The organism is Streptomyces sp. CB02959 (genome assembly GCF_002803155.1).
Taxonomy (GTDB): domain Bacteria; phylum Actinomycetota; class Actinomycetes; order Streptomycetales; family Streptomycetaceae; genus Streptomyces.
The window spans coordinates 34,317-53,553 of record NZ_NNBP01000006.1 but is presented as its reverse complement, the minus strand read 5'-3'; the positions used below and the strand labels follow the sequence as shown (position 1 = coordinate 53,553).

Sequence of the window (19,237 nt, the reverse complement as noted above, 5' to 3'; positions counted from 1 at the left end):
CCCGACTGCCGTCCCCGTCGTCCAGCCCCCGTCGTCCAGCCCCCGTCGTCCAGCCCCTGTCGTCCGACTCCCGCGCCGGCCGACCGCCCCGCGTACCTCCGCCGGCCGGCGCGCCCCCTCCGCACCCGTCCGCACGACGAAGGAGCGACCGCATGGCTCCCACCTACGACGTCATCGTCCTCGGCCTCGGCGGGATGGGCAGCGCAGCTGCCCACCACCTCGCCGCCCGCGGCGCCCGGGTCCTGGGCCTGGAGAAGTTCGGCCCGGTCCACCACCGCGGCTCCAGCCACGGCGGTTCCCGGATCACCCGCCAGTCCTACTTCGAGGACCCCGCCTACGTCCCGCTGCTGCTGCGCTCCTACGAGCTCTACGACAAGGTGGAGCGCGACAGCGGCCGGCAGATCGCCACCCTCTGCGGCGGCGTGATGGTCGGCCGCCCCGACAGCCGCACCGTCCGCGGCAGCCTGGCCTCGGCCAGGCAGTGGAACCTCCCGCACGAGATGCTCGACGCCCACGAGGTCCGCCGCCGCTTCCCCACCCTGACCCCCGCCCCCGACGAGGTCGCCCTCTACGAGGCGCGCGCCGGACTCGTCCGCCCGGAGAACACCGTCGCCGCCCACGTCCAACTGGCCACCCAGGACGGCGCCGACCTGCACTTCGAGGAGCCAGTGACCCGCTGGGAGGAACTGCCCGGCGGCGCCGGGGTCCGCGTGCACACCCACGAGAACACCTACACCGCCGGCCAGTTGGTGATCTGCCCCGGCGCCTGGGCGCCCCGACTCCTCGCCGACCTCGGCGTACCGGTCACCGTCGAGCGGCAGATCATGTACTGGTTCGCCCCCGACGGCGGCACCGCCCCCTTCGTCCCCGAACGCCACCCCATCTACATCTGGGAGGACCCCCGGGGCGTCCAGATCTACGGCTTCCCCGCCATCGACGGCCCCGACGGCGGCGCCAAGGTCGCCTTCTTCCGCAAGGGCACCCCCTGCACTCCCGAGACCATCGACCGCACCGTGTACGACCACGAGGTGCGCGCCATGGCCGACCAGCTCGGCCCCCGCATCCCCACCCTCCCCGGCCGCTTCCTGAAGGCCGCCACCTGCATGTACTCCAACACCCCCGACGAACACTTCGTGATCACCCGGCATCCGGCGCACCCGGAGACCGTCACCGTCGCCTGCGGCTTCTCCGGCCACGGCTTCAAGTTCGTCCCCGTCGTCGGCGAGATCGTCGCCGACCTCGCGCTCACCGGCACCACCGCGCACCCCATCGACCTGTTCGCCCCGTCCCGCGGCTTCGCCGGGGAGACCCCCGGCCGGCCCGCAACCCCGGTCGCCTGAGGAGAGCAGCCATGACGACCACACCCGCCGAGACGCAACCGACGGCCCCCGCCCCCGCCGCGCCCAGCCTGATCCCCACCCTCCCCGGCCGCGCCTACACCGACCCGGACGTCTTCCGGCACGAACAGGAGGCGATCTTCGAACGGCTGTGGTTCTGCGCCGTCCGCGGCGCCGACCTCGCCCGGCCCGGTGCCTTCCGCACCGTCCGGGTCGGGCGGGAGAGCGTCCTGATCACCCGCGACCGCACCGGCGCACTCCGCGCCTTCCTCAACATCTGCCGGCACCGCGGCGCCCAGCTGTGCACCGAGGAGTCCGGCGAGGTCCGCCGCAACCTCCAGTGTCCCTACCACGCCTGGACCTACGACCTCGACGGCCGCCTGGTCGCCGCCCCCAACCTGCAGAAGATGCCGGACATCGACCGCACCGAACGCGGCCTGGTCACCGTCCCGCTGCGGGAATGGCTCGGCTACGCCTGGGTGTGCCTGGCCGACGACCCGCCGTCCTTCGAGGACAGCGTGATCGGCGCGGCCGTCGAGCGGCTGGGCGACGCCGCGGCCCTCGACCGCTACCGCACCGAGACCCTCGCCCTGGGCCGCCGCATCCGCTACGACGTGCGGGCCAACTGGAAGCTGATCGTCGAGAACTTCATGGAGTGCTACCACTGCGCCACCATCCACCCCGAACTCACCGACGTCCTCCCGGAGTTCGCGGACGGCTTCGCCGCCCAGTACTACGTGGGACACGGCGCGGAGTTCGCCGAGGAGGCCGCCGGCTTCACCGTGGACGGCAGCGCCGGCTTCGGCCGGCTGCCCGGCATCGACGACAGCCAGGACCGGCGGTACTACGCGGTGACCGTCCGCCCGCAGGTCTTCGTCAACCTCGTCCCCGACCACGTCATCCTGCACCGGATGTTCCCGCTCGCCGCCGACCGCACCCTGGTCGAGTGCGACTGGCTGTACCTGCCCGAGGTCGTCGACTCCGGCGCCGACACCGCCAGGTCCGTCGAACTCTTCCACCGCGTCAACACCCAGGACTTCGACGCCTGCGAGCGCACCCAGCCGGCCATGGACTCCCGCGCCTACCGCGACGGCGGCGTCCTGGTGCCCAGCGAGCACCACATCGGTGCGTTCCACGCGTGGGTCACCGCGCGGTTGGCGGGCGGGCGTGGCTGACCTGTTCATCGGCGGGCACTGGCGGTCCGCACGGCACGGACGCACCCGGGAGATCCGCTGCCCCGCCGACGGCAGCCTGGTCGCCGTCGTCGAAGCCGGCGCCCCGCTCGGTGTACCGGGTGCGGCCACGCGGCCCCAGTGCGATGGCGCCGACGCCGTCTCCTTGTGTTTGTGAGGATGCTGTGGGTGACAGGAAATAGGGCTTCCGGCTTCCGGAGCCCCTCCCTACCCTCGGGTACTCATGACAACAGAACACGCGCAGCAGTCCCGGGGGCACAACGGACACAGCCGCAGACGCTTCCTGACGGCGACCGGGGGAGCGGTCGCCGGAGTCGTCGGCGGTGGAGCGGTCGGCACCTTAGGGGCTGCCGGCAGCGCGGCCGCGGCCTCCTCCGGCAAGCGCGTCGCCGTCCTCGGCGGCGGAGTCTCCGGCCTCAGCGCCGCCCACGAACTCGCCGAACGTGGCTACGAGGTCACGGTCTACGAGTACTACGACGCCCTCGGCGGCAAGGCTCGCTCAATGGACGTCCCCGGGACCGGAACCGGCGGCCGCAAGCCGCTTCCCGGCGAGCACGGCTTCCGCTTCTTCCCCGGCTTCTACCGGAATCTGCCGGACACCATGCGCCGCATCCCCTTCCCCGGCAACGAGAACGGCGTCCACGGCAACCTCCGTAACGGTACGGAGGAGTTGTTCGCGCGCGGCTCGGGCCGCCCCGACCTGCACTTCCCACTGCGCCGGGTCACCACTCCGCCCGCCCCCGGCGACCTCACCCCGTCCTGGATCCGTGACCAGATCCTGTCGGTGCTGGATCTCGCCACTCACCTGCCCGCCCACGAGGCCGCCTACTTCGCGGACCGCCTCCTGGTCCACCTCACCAGTTGCGACGCCCGCCGCGAGGACCAGTGGGAGAAAGTCGCATGGTGGGACTTCATCCGGGCCGGCGAGATGAGCCGCGAGTACCAGGTGCTCCTCGGCATCGGCCAGACCCGCAACCTCGTCGCCACCCGCGCCGAGATCGCCTCCACCCGCACCGTCGGCCGCGTCATCATCGAGGCCCTCCTCCTGTGGGGCCTGCTCGGCCGCGGCATGGATGGCGACGCGGACATCGACCGGGTACTGAACGCCCCGACCAGCGAGGCGTGGATCGACCCCTGGGAGACGCATCTGCGCTCCCTGGGTGTCGAGTTCGTGCTCGGCACCGAGGTCCGGGAGGTGGTGTACGGCGGCGGCCGGGTGACCGGCGTACGGGTGGCGGCGCGCGACGGTAGTCGGCAGCGCACCATCACCGCCGACCACTACGTCTCCGCCCTCCCCGTCGAGCACGCGCGTGTGACCTGGGGCCCGGCCCTGCGCGCCGCCGACCCGCAGCTGGGGCGGTGCGACGCGCTGAAGACGGACTGGATGACCGGCGTGATGTTCTACCTGCGCACTCCCACCCCCGTCGTGCACGGCCACATCAACTGCCTCGACTCACCATGGGCGGTCACCGGAATCGGCCAGACGCAGTTCTGGGACGTACGAGACTTTTCGCGCGACTACGGAGACGGGCAGGCTCACGAGTGCCTGTCCACGATCATCTCCGAGTGGGACAAGCCGGGCATCCTGTACGGCAAGACGGCCCGTGAGTGCGCCAAGGACGAGATCGTCGCCGAACTGTGGGCCCAGCTGAAGGACGGGCTGAACGACTCCGGCAAGGCGACGCTCAGGGACGAGGACCGGCTCGGCTGGTTCATGGACCCGGCGGCGACGGGCCTTGGCGGCCCCAACCCGCAGAACCGCGAACAGCTCCTCATCCACCCCACCGGCACCCTCTACCACCGCCCGTCGGCGAGGACCGCGGTGCCGAACTTCTTCCTCGCGGGTGACTACGTTCGTACGGATGTGGACCTGGCGACCATGGAGGGCGCGAACGAGTCCGCGCGCCGCGCCGTGAACGCACTCCTGGATGCGGACAATTCGGGCGCCGAGCGGTGTCGCATCTGGGAGTTGTTCCGGCCGCCGGAGATGGAGCCCCTGAAGCGGGTCGACCAGGTGCGCTATCGGCTGGGGCTGCCCAACACCTTCGACCTGGGGTAGCACCCCGCACCGAGTTATGCCGGAGGGGCGCTGCCCCGAGCGGCTGCGCGCCTTCAACCGAAACGGGTTGATGCTGCTGGATGATCAATTCCAAGGGATGCCTGCGGAGGGTGTGGGTGGGCGGCGGCCGAAGCCACCGCGAGACGGCCAGGCGGCGGGCTGCCGGCCCTGGTTGTCGAGGTGGCAGCGGGCGGTCAGGCGTCAGGGTCGACTTCGGGGTGCGTGAACCGCACGGGCTTGCCCAGCGACCGGGCGTAGGCGACTTCGGCTCGGGTGCTGTCTCCGATGTAGTCGCCGACTACGAGCACCTCATCAGCGAGCCGGATCTTCGCCCGGTGCAGATCGTCGAGTCGAACCTTCAGCGCCTCGGCCTCGACAGGATCGGACCAAAGTTCGTGCGGCGACTTCATGTCGCATCCCGGCTTGACGACAATCTTTCCGGCTTCGGTCTCCCGCAGATCGGCCTCGGTCATCTCGGTGATGAAGCGGGTGGAGCCGCAGATCACGACGATACGCGGGAGGCTCAGCTGCTTCTTCGCGTCGGCGAGTTTCTCCTCGGGGGTGAGCGGTTGCGGGTATGACACTGGTTCCTCCTGTTGGTGTGGTCCAAGGGGTGCCTGCGGAGACGAGAACGAGGGTGCCCAAGACCGTTTTGTGACGAACGACGTGGACACCCTCGCCACGATGCAGGCCGTACTCGGCTACGCCTCCGAGGCCGAATGGCTCCGCCATGCCCGTGCCCACCTGTGCCGCCTCTTCCCCTACCTGCCCCAGCAGCCCGGCTACAACAACGGCTGCGCAAGGCCGCCGGTCTGATGCGAAGCGTCAACCGGATCCTGGCCACCACCTCGGTGTGGAGCGACGACGTATGGGTCGTGGACTCCACACGGTGACGACTGGGACTACCCCGTCGAACCCCAGGAGAACGGCAACAGCATGATGCGGCACGCCCGCGCCAGGGTCCTCGGCGGCTGCTCCTCGCACAACTCCTGCATCGCCTTCTGGGCCCCCGCCGAGGACCTCGACTCCTGGGCGGAGAACGGCTGCGCCGACATGATCAAGGAGGACGCGGTCCGCTGAGCGCCCCGGCCGGGCCGCCGTCCGTCACCCGGCCCGGCCGGCGGCCCGCCGCCACGCCGCCTCGCGCAGCAGCCGCAGCCCGTTGAGACCCACGATGACCGTCGACCCCTCATGCCCCAACACGCCCAGCGGCAGCGGCAGTTCACCGACCAGGTCCCAGACCACCAGCCCCGAGATGAACACCGAGGCGATCACCAGGTTCTGTACGACCAGCTTCCGCGCCGTCCGGGAGAGCGTCACCACCGCCGGCACGGTGGCCAGCTCGTCCCGCACGATCACCGCGTCCGCGGTCTCCAGCGCCAGATCCGACCCGGCCCGCCCCATCGCGACGCCGGTGTGCGCGGCGGCCAGCGCAGGGGCGTCGTTCACGCCGTCGCCCACCACCAGCACCTTCCGCCCGGCCCGTTCCTGCTCCCGGACGGCGGCGACCTTGTCCTGCGGCAGCAGTCCGGCCCGGACGTCGTCGATCCCGGCCTCCTCGGCGAGCCGGGCGGCGGCCCGCGGATTGTCGCCGGTGACCAGCATCGGCGCCCGCCCGGTCAAGGTCCGCAGCGCGCCCACGGTCGCCACCGCGTCCGGCCGCAGCCGGTCCTCGATCCCCAGCACCCCGGCCGGGACGCCGTCCCGCACCACCAGCGCCGTGGTGTACCCGGACTCCTCCAACTCGCCCACCAGCGACCGGACTTCGCCGTCCAGCGGTCCGTCGCCCGCCAGCAGCCGGGCCGGTGCGCCGACCTCGACCAGGACGCCGCCGACCCGGGCCCGGACGCCGGTGCCCGGCGCGGCGGTGAAGTCCTCGGCGCCGGGCAGCGCGCCGTCGCGGTCGCGGGCGGCCCGCACGATCGCCCGCGCCAGCGGGTGCTCGCTCGGATGCTCGGCGGCCGCCGCGCAGGTCAGCAGCGCGTCCGGCGACAGTCCGGCGCCGGGCAGCGGCCGGATCGCGGTCACCCGGGGTGTGCCCTCGGTCAGCGTTCCGGTCTTGTCCAGCGCGACCGCGTCCACCTGCCCGAGCCGCTCCATCACCACGGCCGACTTGACCAGGACCCCGTGCCGTCCGGCGTTGGCGATGGCCGACAGCAGCGGCGGCATGGTCGCCAGCACCACCGCGCACGGCGAGGCGACGATCATGAACGTCATCGCCCGCAGCAGCGCACCGGTCAACTCCGCCCCCAGCAGCAGCGGAACGGCGAACACCGTCAACGTCACGGCCACCATGCCCACCGAGTACCGCTGCTCGACCTTCTCGATGAACAGCTGGGTCGGCGCCTTGGTCTCCGACGCCTCCGCGACCATCGCCACGATCCGCGCGAGGACCGAGTCCCCGGCGTCCCGCTCGACCCGGACGCGCAGCGCGCCCAGGCCGTTGAGGGTGCCCGCGAACACCTCGTCGCCGGGCTCCTTGACCACCGGCAGCGGCTCACCGGTGATGGTGGCCTGATCGACCTCGCCGGCCCCCGTCAGCACCCGGCCGTCCGCGCCGACCCGCTCACCGGGCCGCACCAGGATCGTGTCGCCCACCACCAGCTCCGCGGTGGCCACCGTCTCCTCGCCGTCGTCGGCGGTCAGCCGGGTCGCGGTGGCGGGCGCGAGGTCGAGCAGCCCGCGCACCGAGTCCTGGGTCCGGGCGGTGGCCAGCGCCTCCAGGGCGCCGGAGGTGGCGAAGATGACGATCAGCAGCGCGCCGTCCATCACCTGGCCGATCGCCGCCGCCCCGAGCGCCGCGACGATCATCAGCAGGTCGACGTCGAGGGTCCGCTCCTGGAGCGCCCGGAGCCCGGCCCAGGCCGGCTCCCAGCCGCCCGCGGCGTAGGCGACGGCGTACAGCGGGCCCCAGGTCCAGGCGGGGGCGCCGGTGAGCTGGAGCGGCAGCGCGAGCAGGAACGCGAGGGTGGCCAGGGCCGCCCAGCGGGCCTCGGCCAGTGCCCATACGCGGGTGCGCCGTGGGGCGGTCCGGGGTGCGGTGGTGACCGGTGGCGGTGGTTGCAGGGCGGTGGCTGCAGGCATGACGGAACAACCCTTCGCGGGCAGGGAAGGCGACGCCACCACCGTACAGGAACAGATGAACAACTCTTCATTCATTCTGGTGACTGGGATCCCTAGGATGGCTCCCATGGGCCACGGAATTGATGACAAGAGCAGCGCCACCACCCGCGAACGCCTGGACGCCGTAGGGGCCGCCGACGTCGCCGCCACCCTCCAGGCCCTCTCCACCCCTTCCCGGCTGCGCATCCTCGCCCGCCTCCAGGAGGGACCCTGCTCGGTGGGGGACCTCGCCGCCGCCGTCGGCATGGAGCAGTCCGCCTGCTCCCACCAACTCCGCCTGCTGCGCAACCTCGGCCTGGTCACCGGCGAACGCAACGGCCGCTCGATCGTCTACGCCCTCTACGACCACCACGTCGCGGAACTCCTCGACCAGGCCCTCTACCACGTCGAGCACCTCCGCCTCGGCCTGCGCGACGCCCCGTCGACCACCGCGGAGCCACTGGCCGGCTGAACGCCGCGGGCCCCGGCCGGAACCTTCCGACCGGGGCCCGCGCGGCCCGTCTAGAGTCGCCGGTTGTCCAGCACGGCCACCGCCTGCCTGACCCGCTCGGCCTCCGCCGGGTCCACCTCGCCCAGCAGCAGCCCCGGCACATCGCCCAGCCGGGCCCGCACCGTCCCGTCGGGGCCGACCAGCGCACTGCGCCCCACCCCGGTCGGCGCCTTGGTGGGCGCCTCCGGATCGGCGTCCCGGTCCGGCGCCGCCTGGTCCACCGCCGCCATCCACACCGTCGCGTCCAGCGCCCGGGCCCGCACCAGCAGGTCCCACTGCTCCCGCTTGCCCGGTCCGGCACCCCACGAAGCGGGCAGCACCGACACCGTCGCCCCGGCGTCCGCATGTGCCCGGAACAACTCCGGGAACCGCAGGTCGTAGCAGGTCGCCAGGCCCACCCGGACGCCGTCCACGTCGATCGTCACCACCCGCTCGCCGGACGCGACGGTGTCCGACTCGCGGAAGCCGAAGGCGTCATAGAGGTGGATCTTGTCGTAGGACTCCTCCACTCCGGGGCCGGTGGCCAGCAGGGTGTTGGCCACCCGGCCGTCCGGCGCGGGGGTGAACATCCCCGCCACCACGGTCACCCCGGTCTCCCGGGCCACCGCCCGCACCCCCTCGGCCCACGGCCCGTCCAACGGCTCGGCGACCGCGCCGAGCGGCCCCCCGAAGCGCGCCATCGCCGCCTCCGGCAGCACCGCCAGCCGCGCGCCCTCGGCGGCGGCCTGCCGCACCAGGTCCGCGACCTGCGCGAGGTTCTCCTTCGGTTCGGTCGAAGAGGTCATCTGGCACAGCGCGATACGCATCGGAGCCTTCTCCCGTCGTGTCCGGTCCCGCGGCCCGCGCGGTGATCGTGCGGGCCGCCCTGACCAGGACGGTACGCCGTGCGGCCGCCGCGCCACAGCACCCCCCGCCAGGACGCGGAAGCCCGGCCCGCGACGGACGCGGGCCGGGCTTCCGGTGGAGCGCCGGGGCGACCGGCGGCCGCCCCGGCCGGGCTGGATCAGGACGGGCTGCCGCCCGCCCCGGCGAGCTCCTCCGGGCGGAGCAGCGCGGTGAGCCGCTCCTCGGGCAACAGCCCCCGCTCCAGCACCAGTTCGGCGACCCCGCGCCCGGTGGCGAGGGCTTCCTGGGCGATCGCGGTCGCCGCGGTGTAGCCGATGTGCGGATTGAGGGCGGTGACCAGGCCGATGGAGTTCTGCACGCTCGCCCGCAGGGCCTCGGTGTTGGCGGTGATGCCGGTGACACAGCGTTCCGCGAGGGTGCGGCAGGCCGCTCCCAGGTGGGTGATGCTCTCCGACAGGGAGTGCAGGATGATCGGTTCGAAGGCGTTGAGCTGGAGCTGCCCGGCCTCCGCGGCCATGGTGATGGTGACGTCGTTGCCGATCACCTCGAAGGCGACCTGGTTGACCACCTCCGGGATCACCGGGTTGACCTTCCCCGGCATGATGCTCGAACCGGCCTGCACCGGCGGCAGGTTGATCTCCGCGAGCCCGGCCCGCGGGCCGGAGGAGAGCAGTCGAAGGTCGTTGCAGCCCTTGGAGAGCTTGACCGCGATCCGCTTGAGGACGCCGGACAGGTGGACGAACGCCCCGCAGTCCTGGGTGGCCTCCACGAGGTTGGCCGCGGTCACCAGCGGCAGCCCGGTGATCTCCGCGAGATGCCGGCGGGCCGCCTCGGCGTAGCCCTTGGGCGCGTTGAGGCCGGTCCCGATGGCGGTGGCCCCGAGGTTGATCTCGTGGACCAGGGCGACCGCCTCGGCCAGCCGGCTCTGGTCCTCCTCCAGCATCACCGCGTACGCCGAGAACTCCTGGCCCAGCGTCATCGGCACCGCGTCCTGGAGCTGGGTGCGGCCCATCTTGAGGACGTCCCGGAACTCCTCGGCCTTGGCGGCGAACGCCTCGCGCAGCACGGTCATCGCGGCCAGCAGCTCCCGCACCGCGCTCACCGTGGCGACCTTGACGGCCGTCGGATAGACGTCGTTGGTGGACTGGCCGAGGTTGACGTGCTCGTTGGGGTGCAGGTGGGCGTAGTCGCCCTTGGCGTGGCCCAGCAGCTCCAGCGCCCGGTTGGCGATCACCTCGTTGGCGTTCATGTTGGTCGACGTTCCGGCGCCGCCCTGGATCACGTCGACGATGAACTGGTCGTGCAGCCGCCCGGCGCGGATCTCCCGGCAGGCGGCGGCGATCGCGTCGGCCAGCTCCGGGGCGAGCAGTCCGAGGTCGGCGTTGGCGCGGGCGGCGGCCTCCTTGACGGCGGCGAGCGCGTCGATCAGGTGCGGGTAGCCGGAGATCGAGGTGCCGGTGATGGGGAAGTTCTCCGAGGCGCGCAGGGTGTGCACGCCCCAGTAGGCGTCGGCGGGTATCTCGCGGTCGCCGAGCAGGTCGTGTTCGAGGCGGTGGCCGGACGTCATGACGGGAGGTTCCTTCGTGCGGTGGGATGAGGGGTGTGAGGGGAGGGGCGGGTCACGCGGCCGGTTGCCGTGGACGGGGAGGGGCGTCGGACGGGCCGACGGGCGGCGGATCGAGCGCCCGGAGGAGGCCGACCTCCCGACCGCCGCCCAGAACGGGGGCGGTGGCGAACGGGGCGAGCACGGTGGCGGGCACGCCGCAGCGGGCCAGCGCCGCGGCCGTCACCGGCATCCGGGCGCGGTCCGCGCCGTCGGCGATCTTCACGCCGACCGCCCGGCCGTCCGGCAGCGCCGCGATCTGCACGCCCTCGAAACCGTCCTTGGCCAGCAGCCCGGGCAGCGCCCGGACCAGCCGGGCGACATCGCGGTCGCGGCCGGAGACCATCTCCGGGTGGCTGCGCACGGCGTGCGCGACCCGGCCCTCGTCGGTGTCCGGGGCGGCCGTCGCCAGCTTGGCCGCGGCCCGGGTCAGACCGAGCAGCGACACCGCGAACAGCGGTGCGCCGCAGCCGTCGACGGTGACCCGCGCGATGCCCTGCCCGGTGAGCTCCTCCACGGTCGCGGCCAGCTCCCACTGGAGCGGGTGCCCGGGATCGAGGTAGGTGTCCAGCCGCCAGCCGCGGCTGTGCGCCGTGGCCAGCATGGCGGCGTGCTTCCCGGAGCAGTTCTGCGCGAGCCGGCCGGGGCCCAGACCGCGGGCCAGCCAGGCGTTCCGTTCGGCGGTCCCGTAGGGCAGGTCGGGCACGTTGCCCAGGTCGTCCTCGGTCAGACCGGCGTCGTGCAGGATGCGCCGGGCGGTCGCCAGGTGACGCTCCTCGCCGGAGTGACTGGCCGCGACCAGGGCCAGCGCCGCGTCGTCCAGCGGTGGCAGCCCGGCCCGCAGCAGGCCGACCGCCTGGAGCGGTTTGAGCGCCGAACGGGGGTAGAACGCGGCCTCGGGGTCGCCCCGCCGGTACGCCACGGTGCCGTCCGCCGCCAGCACCACCACCGAACCGTGGTGGACGCCCTCGACGAGACCGTCGCGGACGACATGGGCGACCGGGACGTGGAGCGGGGTGCGGACCGGCGGTGGATCGCCCGCGACCCGCCCCGCGGCGGCGCCGGGAAGCGTGCCGCCCGTGCCGTGGCGGGTGCTCATCCGCCGCTCCCGGGCCCGGCTCCGTCCTGGAGCGCGGCGACCCGGCGGCGGACCAGGAACCAGCTGCCGACCAGCGCGGCCGCGATCACCGGCAACGACAGCACCGTGGTGCGGCCGGCGCCGCCGTCGGCCCACATCAGCACCAGCACCAGGGCGAGGAAGGCCAGCGTCACCAGCTCGGTCCACGGGGAGCCGGGCAGCCGGTAGTCAGGGCGGTTCAGCTGCCCGGCCCGCGCCTTCCGCCAGAACAGCAGGTGGCAGAGCATGATCATGGCCCAGGTGCTGAGGATGCCGATCGCCGCGAAGTTCAGCACGATCTCGAACGCCTCGCTCGGCACGAGGTAGTTGAGCCCCACGCCCAGCACGCAGAAGCCCGAGGTGAGCAGGATCCCGCCGTACGGCACCTGGCTGCGGCTCATCACGCCGGTGAACCGCGGCGCGGACCCGGACAGCGCCATCGAGCGCAGGATGCGCCCGGTGGAGTAGAGGCCGGAGTTGAGGCTGGACAGCGCGGCGGTGAGCACGACGAGGTTCATCACCCCGCCCGCGGCCGGGACCCCGAGCCGGGAGAGCACGGTGACGAAGGGGCTCTCGCCCGACGAGTACGCGTTCCAGGGCAGCAGCATGGTCAGCAGCACCACCGTGCCCACGTAGAACAGCGCCACCCGCCACATGATCGAGTTGATCGCCCGGGGCACCACCTTCGCCGGCTCGGCGGTCTCGCCGGCCGTGACCCCGACCAGTTCCACCGAGGCGTAGGCGAAGACCACCCCCTGGATGACCAGCAGCATCGCCAGCGAACCGGTCGGGAAGACGCCGCCGTTGTCGGTGATCAGCGCGGGCCCGGGGGAGTGGCCGCCCACCGGGTGGTGGGTGGCGAGCAGATAGATGCCGATCAGCATGAACAGGGTGAGCGCACCGACCTTGACGATCGCGAACCAGAACTCCAGCTCACCGAAGATCCTCACCGAGATCAGGTTCACCGTGAGCACCACCGCCAGTGCGACCAGCGCGATCACCCACTGCGGGACGTCGGCGAACATGCCCCAGTAGTGCGTGTAGGTGGCGACCGCGGTGATGTCGGCGATCCCGGTGGTCGCCCAGTTCAGGAAGTACATCCAGCCCGCGACGAACGCCCCCTTCTCGCCGAGGAACTCCCGGGCGTAGGAGACGAACGCGCCGGACGACGGCCGGTGCAGCACCAGTTCGCCCAGGGCCCGGACGACGAGGAAGGCGACGACGCCGCACAGCGCGTACGCCAGGGCCAGCGACGGTCCCGCGGTGGCGAGCCGGCCGCCGGCCCCCAGGAACAGGCCGGTCCCGATGGCGCCGCCGATGGCGATCATGTTGATGTGCCGGGAGGTCAGCGACTTGCGGTAGCCGGCGTCGCCGGCGTCCACGTGCCCGCCGCCCGTATGCGCCCGCCGCTCCGAGCCCGGTGGGTCCGTCTCGCGTACCGAGGGCTCGTTCATCCGCGCTCCCCGCCCTCGGCGCCGTCCGTGGCGGGGGCCGTCCGGTGCGCCGGCCCGACGATGGTGGACAGCGTCGACTCGACCCGTGCGAGGTGGTGCTTCATCGCCTCGACCGCGTCGTGCTCGGAGCTGTCGGCGAGGGCCTCGACGATGGCCCGGTGCTCCCGGTTCGCCTGCTCGCGCCGCCCGCCGACGTCGTTGAGGAACGCCGACTGGCGGGCCAGGGCGTCCCGGATCTCCTCGATCACCCGCCGGAAGACCGGGTTCCGGGCGGCCTGGGCGACCGCCAGGTGGAAGAGCGTGTCCATGGCGACCCAGGCGGTGGTGTCGGTCTCCCGCTCCATCCGCTCCAGCAGGTGGGTCAGGTGGTCGAGGTCCTCCGGCGTCCGGCGCACCGCCGCGTACCCGGCGACCGGGATCTCGACGTGGCGGCGGACCTCCAGCAGGTCGCTGGCCGCGTAGTCGCCGAAGGTCGGATCGGCCACCGCGCCGTCCGAGACGACGAAGGTGCCCTTGCCGGTGCGGGAGACGGTGAGCCCCATCGTCTGGAGCGCGCGGAGCGCCTCGCGGAGCACCGGCCGGCTGACTTCGAGGCGGCGGCAGAGCTCGGCTTCGGAGGGGAGCTTGTCGCCCACGGCGTAGTCGCCCCGCTCGATGGCCCCGCGCAGATGGCTCAGCACGGCCTCCATCGCGGTCACGCGGCGGGGGACGGGGGTGGTGGGTATGTCGCCAGCTGTCTGGCTGTCTGACAGGTTCACCCGGGGATCGTCGGCCGCGGGCGGGGGAGCTGTCAAGGGAGCGGACGCGACGGGTTCGCCCCGAGTGCGCGGCGCGTTCGAGCGGTGGCGCTCAGCGACCCCGTACCGGTCCCCGCTGCCCGGCCGACGGCCGGACGGACGGCCCGAAGGGGCGTGAACTCCCGTGTATCGCCTGGCCAGTTGGGGTGTGGGCGGGTGTGGCCCGGGTCCCTCGGAGGGCACCCCCCGAACCGTAAAAGCGGGGTCGGGTTAGCATATGAGCACCGCCTAGCTCGATCGAGAGATAAGCCTGTGACTGTCAACGACGACTCGTTCACCAACTGGAAGAACCGCGAGGAGATCGCGGAGTCGATGATCCCGATCATCGGGAAGCTGCACCGGGAGCGGGACGTCACCGTCCTCCTCCACAGCCGCTCCTTGGTGAACAAGTCGGTGGTCAGCATCCTCAAGACGCACCGATTCGCCCGGCAGATCGCAGGTGAGGAGCTCTCGGTCACCGAGACGCTGCCGTTCCTCCAGGCGCTCACCGCCCTCGACCTCGGCCCCTCCCAGATCGACCTCGGCATGCTGGCCGCGACCTACCGGTCCGACGACCGCGGCCTGTCGGTGGCGGACTTCACCGCCGAGGCCGTCGCCGGCGCCACCGGCGCCAACAAGATCGAGTGCCGCGAGGGGCGCGACGTCGTCCTCTACGGCTTCGGCCGCATCGGCCGCCTCGTGGCCCGCCTCCTGATCGAGAAGGCCGGCTCCGGGAACGGCCTGCGCCTGCGTGCCATCGTCGTCCGTGGCGGTGGCGGTCGGGCCGACGAGGACCTCGTCAAGCGGGCCTCGCTGCTGCGCCGGGACTCCATCCACGGCCAGTTCCAGGGCACAATCACCGTCGACGAGGCGAACAGCACGATCATCGCCAACGGCAACGCGATCAAGGTGATCTACGCCAACGACCCGAGCGAGGTCGACTACACGGCGTACGGCATCAAGAACGCCATCCTGGTCGACAACACCGGCAAGTGGCGCGACCGCGAGGGCCTCTCGAAGCACCTGCGCCCCGGCGTCGACAAGGTCGTCCTGACCGCCCCGGGCAAGGGCGACGTGCCCAACATCGTGCACGGCGTCAACCACGACATGATCAAGCCCGACGAGCAGATCCTGTCCTGCGCCTCCTGCACCACCAACGCGATCGTCCCGCCGCTGAAGGCGATGGAGGACGAGTACGGCGTCCTGCGCGGCCACGTGGAGACCGTCCACTCGTTCACCAACGACCAGAACCTGCTGGACAACTACCACAAGTCGGACCGCCGTGGCCGCTCGGCGCCGCTCAACATGGTCATCACCGAGACCGGTGCCGCGTCCGCCGTCGCCAAGGCGCTGCCCGACCTCAAGGCGAAGATCACCGGCAGCTCGATCCGCGTCCCGGTGCCGGACGTCTCGATCGCCATCCTCAACCTCCAGCTGGCGCGCGAGACCACCCGCGAGGAGGTCCTCGACTACCTCCGCGACGTGTCGCTGACCTCGCCGCTCAAGCGCCAGATCGACTTCACCAGCGCCCCCGACGCGGTCTCCAACGACTTCATCGGCTCCCGCCACGCGTCGATCGTCGACGCCGGCGCCACCAAGGTCGAGGGCGACAACGCGATCCTCTACCTCTGGTACGACAACGAGTTCGGCTACTCCTGCCAGGTCATCCGGGTCGTCCAGTACGTCTCCGGGGTGGAGTACCCGACCTACCCGGCGCCGGTGGCCTGATCCCGGCAGTCTGCCCGGGCCGCGGCCCGGCAGACCGAGCGCCCGAGGGGCGGCAACCGATCCGATCCGGACCGGTTGCCGCCCCTTCGCCGTTCAGTGGCCGAGGAACGGCAGGAGGTGGTCGAGGAGGGCGTCGGGGCACTCCTCGGGAACGTAGTGCCCGCAGTCGGGCAGCACGGCGCCGGTGAACCGTTCGGCGACGGGGCCGAGGAGGGCGGCGAGGCGGTCGCCCTGCCCGCGGGCGCCGGCGACGCCGAGGACCGGCATGGGGAGCGGACGCCGCCCGCGCCGGCCGTTCTGGGCGATGTTCTCGTCGGTGGCCCGGTAGTAGTCGAAGCTGGCGCGCAGCGCCTCGGGGTCGCGGGCGAGCGTTTCGACGTAGAAGTCGACGGCGGACTCCGGCAGTGGACGCGCGGCCTTGAGGCGGAACTGGTCGCCGTAGTAGAGGTGTTCGCGGCCGCGGACGAGCAGTTCGTTGATCGACCGCTTGCGGTTGAAGGCGAAGTGCCACAGCAGGTCGTTCTGCGCCTCGGAGCCGAAGAGGGGGAGGTCGGGCGCGAGGCCGGGGAGGGTGGCGTCGAGCAGGGCGAGGCGGGTGACGGCGTCGCCGTGGTCCGCGGCGAGGGCGTAACCGAGCCACATGCCGACGTCGTGGCCGGCCATGGCGAACCGTTCGTGGCCCAACTGCCGCATCAGCAAACGGAGTTCGGCGGCCACGGTGCCGCTGTCGTAGCCGCCGTGGGGTTTGTCGGAGCGTCCCACGCCGCGCGGGTCGACCGCGATCACGCGGAAGCGTTCCGCCAGGCGCGGCATCACGAAGCGCCACACGTACCAGTTCTGCGGCCAGCCGCCGACGAGCAGGAGGGGTGCTCCGGTGCCGCCCTGCACGGTGTGCAGTCCGACCCTGCCGACCTGGACGAGGCTGCTCTCGAAGACGTCCGTGAAGCCGTCCGGCAGCCAGGGGACGCCGGTGACGGTGCCGAAACCGGCCAGTGGCCGGAGGGTCGTCGCGCTCATGCCTGTCCTTCCCACGCTCTCCGTGCGAACCGTTTAAATCGGTTCGCATGAACCACTTAAAACGGTTCCTGTGGAAAGTGTCAAGCGCTGGCCGCCGGGCCGTCCGGGCGCGTAGCATGAACCACCATGACCGGTTCACCTGCTCTCCGAGGCCCCTCGTCCCGGGCCGACGCGCCGCCCGGCCCGGAGGACTTCCGGCTCGGCAACGAGATCCTCGCGTTCCGCTTCGTCGCCACCCTCAGCGAGCGGCGCGGCAACCCGGTGGAACGGATCCCCACCCCGGAACACCTCCGCGCCTGGCTCACCCTCAACGGACTCGGCGGCCCCGACCTGCCGGTGTCCGAGGCCCTGCTGCGCGACGCCCGGGTGCTGCGCGAGGCCGTCCACCGGGCCGGTACGGCGGTCGCCGCCGACGAGGCGCCCGACCCGGCGGACGAGGCCCTGCTCAATCGTTGGACCGCACGGCACCGGGCCCGGCTCGTGCTCACCGGCGGGCGGGCGCGGTGGCGGCTGCCGGAGACCGACCCGGCGCGCGCCGCGCTCGCGGTCGTCGCCGTGGACGCCGTCGCCACCCTCGGCAGCGGCGACGGCGTCGTCAAACGCTGTGAACAGTCCACCTGCGACGGGCTGTTCGTGGACACCAGCCGCGGTCGGCGGCGCCGCTGGTGCTCCATGGCGACCTGCGGGAACAAGGTGAAGAAGGCCAATCTCAAGGCGGCCCGGACCGGCACCGGCTGAGCGTCGCCGCGGTCCGGCGGCGGACCTCGGCGGCACCCTCGTGCGGCGCCGGGCGCAGCCGTCCGCCGGAATTGCCGAAAAGTGCCTGGCCAGAACCTTGTCAGACAGTGACGATGCGAACGTGAATCGTGATCATCGTCGTGCCACCCGCCGTCGCCGGGTTCTCCGGACCGGTCTGGCCGCCCTCAGTATCCTGCCGTTGATATCCGCACTGCCCGCGGCCGCCCAGTCGCCCAACGCCCCTCTTCCTCCGTCGCCCGCCGACCGGCCGCTGACCTCGGCCGAGGCGCGCACCGCCGCCTACCTGGACTCCGTCCGCCAGGATCCGGCGCGACTGCAAGGCTTCTTCCGGAAGCTGCCGAAGGGCGGCGACCTCCACAACCACCTCTCCGGCGCGGTACCGACCGAGTACCTGATCACCCTCGCCGCCGAGGACGGGCTGTGCATCGAGGAGAAGACGATGACGGCGGTTCCGCCGCCGTGCGGACCGGGCAAGCGACCGGCGGCGGACGCCCGGACCGACCGGGCCTTCCACGACGCCCTGGTGCGCGCCTGGTCCATGGAGGACTTCCCGGCGGGCGAGTCGGGGCACGACCACTTCTTCGACACCTTCGGCAAGTTCGGCGAGGTGACCTGGCGCCACCGCGGCAAGCTGCTGTCACGGGTCGCCGACGACATCGTCGGGCAGAACCAGTTCTACCTGGAGACGCTGGTCACCCCCGCCTCCGAGGAAGCCAAGAAGGTTGCCGACGCGCTCGGTTGGAACGGCGACTTCGACCGCATGCACCGCGCGCTGGTCGCCGACGGCAAGCTGGACCGCCTGGTCGCCACCGCCCGCAAGGAAGCGGACGACGCGGACACCGAGTTCCGCAAGACCTCCCGCTGCGGCACGTCCCACGCCGCGCCCGGCTGCCGGCTGACGGTGCGGTGGAACTCCCAGGTCTCCCGCGGCAGCACCCCCGAGCGGGTCTTCACGCAGATGGAGGTCGGACTGCGGCTGGCCGAGCGGGACCCGCGGTTCACCGCCGTCAACCTGGTCCAGCCCGAGGACGGCGCCACCGCCCTGCGCGACTACAGCCTCCAGATGCGGATGCTCGACTACCTGCACCGCACCTACCCGCGCGCCCACATCACCCTGCACGCCGGTGAGCTGTGGCCGGGCCTGGCCAAGCCGGCGGACCTGAAGTTCCACATCAACGAGGCCGTCGACGTCGGCCACGCCGAACGCATCGGGCACGGCGTGGACCTCGTCCACGAGGACGACTGGCGGTCGTTGGCGCGGACCATGGCCGCCCGCCAGGTGGCCGTCGAGGTCCCGTTCACCAGCAACGCCCAGATCCTCGGCGTGAAGGGTGCCGAGCACCCCTTCTCGACCTACCGTGCGTACGGGGTGCCGATCGTGCTGGCCACCGACGACCCGGGCATCTCCCGCATCGACATCAGCCACGAGTACCAGTACGCCGCCACCACGTACCACCTCGGCTACGGCGAGCTGAAGGACCTGGCCCGCGCCTCCCTCCAGTACTCCTTCCTCTCCGGCCGCAGCCTGTGGCAGGGCAATCCGACAGCGTCCGGCTACCATCCGGTCGCCGCCTGCCGCGGACAGCTCCCGGGCAGCGGAACCCCCGGCCTCGCCTGCCGGCACCTGCTCGCGTCCAGCCCCAAGGCGGCCGTCGAGTGGCGGCAGGAGGCGGCCTTCGCCTCCTTCGAGCGGAACGTCACCGCCCGCCGCTGACCGCCTTCCGGCCCCGGGCCC

Annotated in this window: 17 protein-coding genes and 1 pseudogene; 10 read left to right on the top strand and 8 right to left on the bottom strand. The window is 72.3% G+C overall.

Features of this window, described 5'->3' with window-relative positions; translation table 11 throughout:
* Positions 1-152: 152 nt before the first annotated feature.
* The 4 genes from solA to CG747_RS11770 all read left to right on the top strand — a co-directional run bounded on the left by solA (position 153) and on the right by CG747_RS11770 (position 4,589).
* Positions 153-1,340, top strand: coding sequence for an N-methyl-L-tryptophan oxidase (gene solA, locus CG747_RS11785; protein ID WP_100601648.1), 1,188 nt, complete (start codon positions 153-155; stop codon positions 1,338-1,340).
* 11 nt (positions 1,341-1,351) lie between these two features.
* Entirely contained in the window at positions 1,352-2,512 is a 1,161-nt protein-coding gene (locus tag CG747_RS11780) for an aromatic ring-hydroxylating dioxygenase subunit alpha (protein WP_100601647.1), read from the top strand.
* Positions 2,505-2,687 (top strand): hypothetical protein, encoded by a 183-nt coding sequence (locus tag CG747_RS11775; protein ID WP_100601646.1) that lies wholly within the window; start codon positions 2,505-2,507, stop codon positions 2,685-2,687. The genes CG747_RS11780 and CG747_RS11775 overlap by 8 nt, the downstream gene beginning before the upstream one ends.
* A 66-nt stretch (positions 2,688-2,753) precedes the next feature.
* Positions 2,754-4,589 carry an FAD-dependent oxidoreductase gene (locus CG747_RS11770; RefSeq protein ID WP_100601645.1) on the top strand — a complete coding sequence of 612 codons (1,836 nt, stop codon included), beginning with the start codon at positions 2,754-2,756 and terminating at the stop codon, positions 4,587-4,589.
* Positions 4,590-4,783: 194 nt separating this feature from the next.
* On the opposite strand, the gene CG747_RS11765 is transcribed toward CG747_RS11770, so the two are convergent.
* A complete protein-coding gene (locus CG747_RS11765; protein WP_100601644.1) occupies positions 4,784-5,173 on the bottom strand; it encodes a hypothetical protein in 390 nt (129 codons plus the stop codon).
* 70 nt (positions 5,174-5,243) lie between these two features.
* Here CG747_RS11765 and CG747_RS11760 point away from each other — a divergent pair, with 70 nt between their 5' ends.
* Positions 5,244-5,405, top strand: coding sequence for a hypothetical protein (locus CG747_RS11760; protein ID WP_257980346.1), 162 nt, complete (start codon positions 5,244-5,246; stop codon positions 5,403-5,405).
* A gap of 72 nt (positions 5,406-5,477) precedes the next feature.
* A pseudogene (locus CG747_RS46890) lies at positions 5,478-5,636 on the top strand (choline oxidase); the annotation flags it as partial.
* A gap of 57 nt (positions 5,637-5,693) precedes the next feature.
* Here CG747_RS46890 and CG747_RS11755 read toward each other — a convergent pair.
* Positions 5,694-7,673, bottom strand: a complete 1,980-nt coding sequence (locus CG747_RS11755; RefSeq protein ID WP_100601643.1) for a heavy metal translocating P-type ATPase — start codon at positions 7,671-7,673, stop codon at positions 5,694-5,696.
* Positions 7,674-7,779: 106 nt separating this feature from the next.
* Here CG747_RS11755 and CG747_RS11750 point away from each other — a divergent pair, with 106 nt between their 5' ends.
* Positions 7,780-8,163, top strand: coding sequence for a metalloregulator ArsR/SmtB family transcription factor (locus tag CG747_RS11750; protein WP_100601642.1), 384 nt, complete (start codon positions 7,780-7,782; stop codon positions 8,161-8,163).
* 50 nt (positions 8,164-8,213) lie between these two features.
* On the opposite strand, the gene CG747_RS11745 is transcribed toward CG747_RS11750, so the two are convergent.
* The 5 genes from CG747_RS11745 to CG747_RS11725 all read right to left on the bottom strand — a co-directional run bounded on the left by CG747_RS11745 (position 8,214) and on the right by CG747_RS11725 (position 13,980).
* Entirely contained in the window at positions 8,214-9,008 is a 795-nt protein-coding gene (locus CG747_RS11745; protein WP_100601641.1) for a carbon-nitrogen hydrolase family protein, read from the bottom strand.
* Positions 9,009-9,205: 197 nt separating this feature from the next.
* Positions 9,206-10,615, bottom strand: coding sequence for an aspartate ammonia-lyase (gene aspA, locus CG747_RS11740; protein ID WP_100601640.1), 1,410 nt, complete (start codon positions 10,613-10,615; stop codon positions 9,206-9,208).
* 52 nt (positions 10,616-10,667) lie between these two features.
* A complete protein-coding gene (locus CG747_RS11735) occupies positions 10,668-11,750 on the bottom strand; it encodes an asparaginase (RefSeq protein ID WP_100601639.1) in 1,083 nt (360 codons plus the stop codon).
* Positions 11,747-13,222: an amino acid permease gene (locus CG747_RS11730; protein WP_100601638.1), complete on the bottom strand. Its 1,476-nt coding sequence runs from the start codon at positions 13,220-13,222 to the stop codon at positions 11,747-11,749. The genes CG747_RS11735 and CG747_RS11730 overlap by 4 nt, the downstream gene beginning before the upstream one ends.
* Positions 13,219-13,980 (bottom strand): FadR/GntR family transcriptional regulator, encoded by a 762-nt coding sequence (locus tag CG747_RS11725; protein ID WP_100601637.1) that lies wholly within the window; start codon positions 13,978-13,980, stop codon positions 13,219-13,221. Before CG747_RS11725 ends, CG747_RS11730 begins: the two co-directional genes overlap by 4 nt.
* A 291-nt stretch (positions 13,981-14,271) precedes the next feature.
* On the opposite strand from CG747_RS11725, the gene CG747_RS11720 reads away from it, so the two are divergent.
* On the top strand, positions 14,272-15,726 hold the full coding sequence (locus CG747_RS11720; protein ID WP_100601636.1) for a glyceraldehyde-3-phosphate dehydrogenase: 1,455 nt from the start codon (positions 14,272-14,274) through the stop codon (positions 15,724-15,726).
* Between the two features lie 93 nt (positions 15,727-15,819).
* Here the strand turns inward: CG747_RS11720 and CG747_RS11715 are convergent, their stop codons facing one another.
* Complete coding sequence (locus CG747_RS11715; protein ID WP_100601635.1) at positions 15,820-16,743, bottom strand: alpha/beta fold hydrolase; 924 nt, start codon at positions 16,741-16,743, stop codon at positions 15,820-15,822.
* A 126-nt stretch (positions 16,744-16,869) separates the two neighbouring features.
* Between CG747_RS11715 and CG747_RS11710 the strand changes: the two genes are divergently transcribed.
* Both CG747_RS11710 and CG747_RS11705 read left to right on the top strand, forming a co-directional pair.
* Positions 16,870-17,481: an ABATE domain-containing protein gene (locus tag CG747_RS11710; protein WP_100601634.1), complete on the top strand. Its 612-nt coding sequence runs from the start codon at positions 16,870-16,872 to the stop codon at positions 17,479-17,481.
* 121 nt (positions 17,482-17,602) lie between these two features.
* A complete protein-coding gene (locus tag CG747_RS11705) occupies positions 17,603-19,216 on the top strand; it encodes an adenosine deaminase (protein ID WP_100601633.1) in 1,614 nt (537 codons plus the stop codon).
* Positions 19,217-19,237 lie beyond the last annotated feature (21 nt).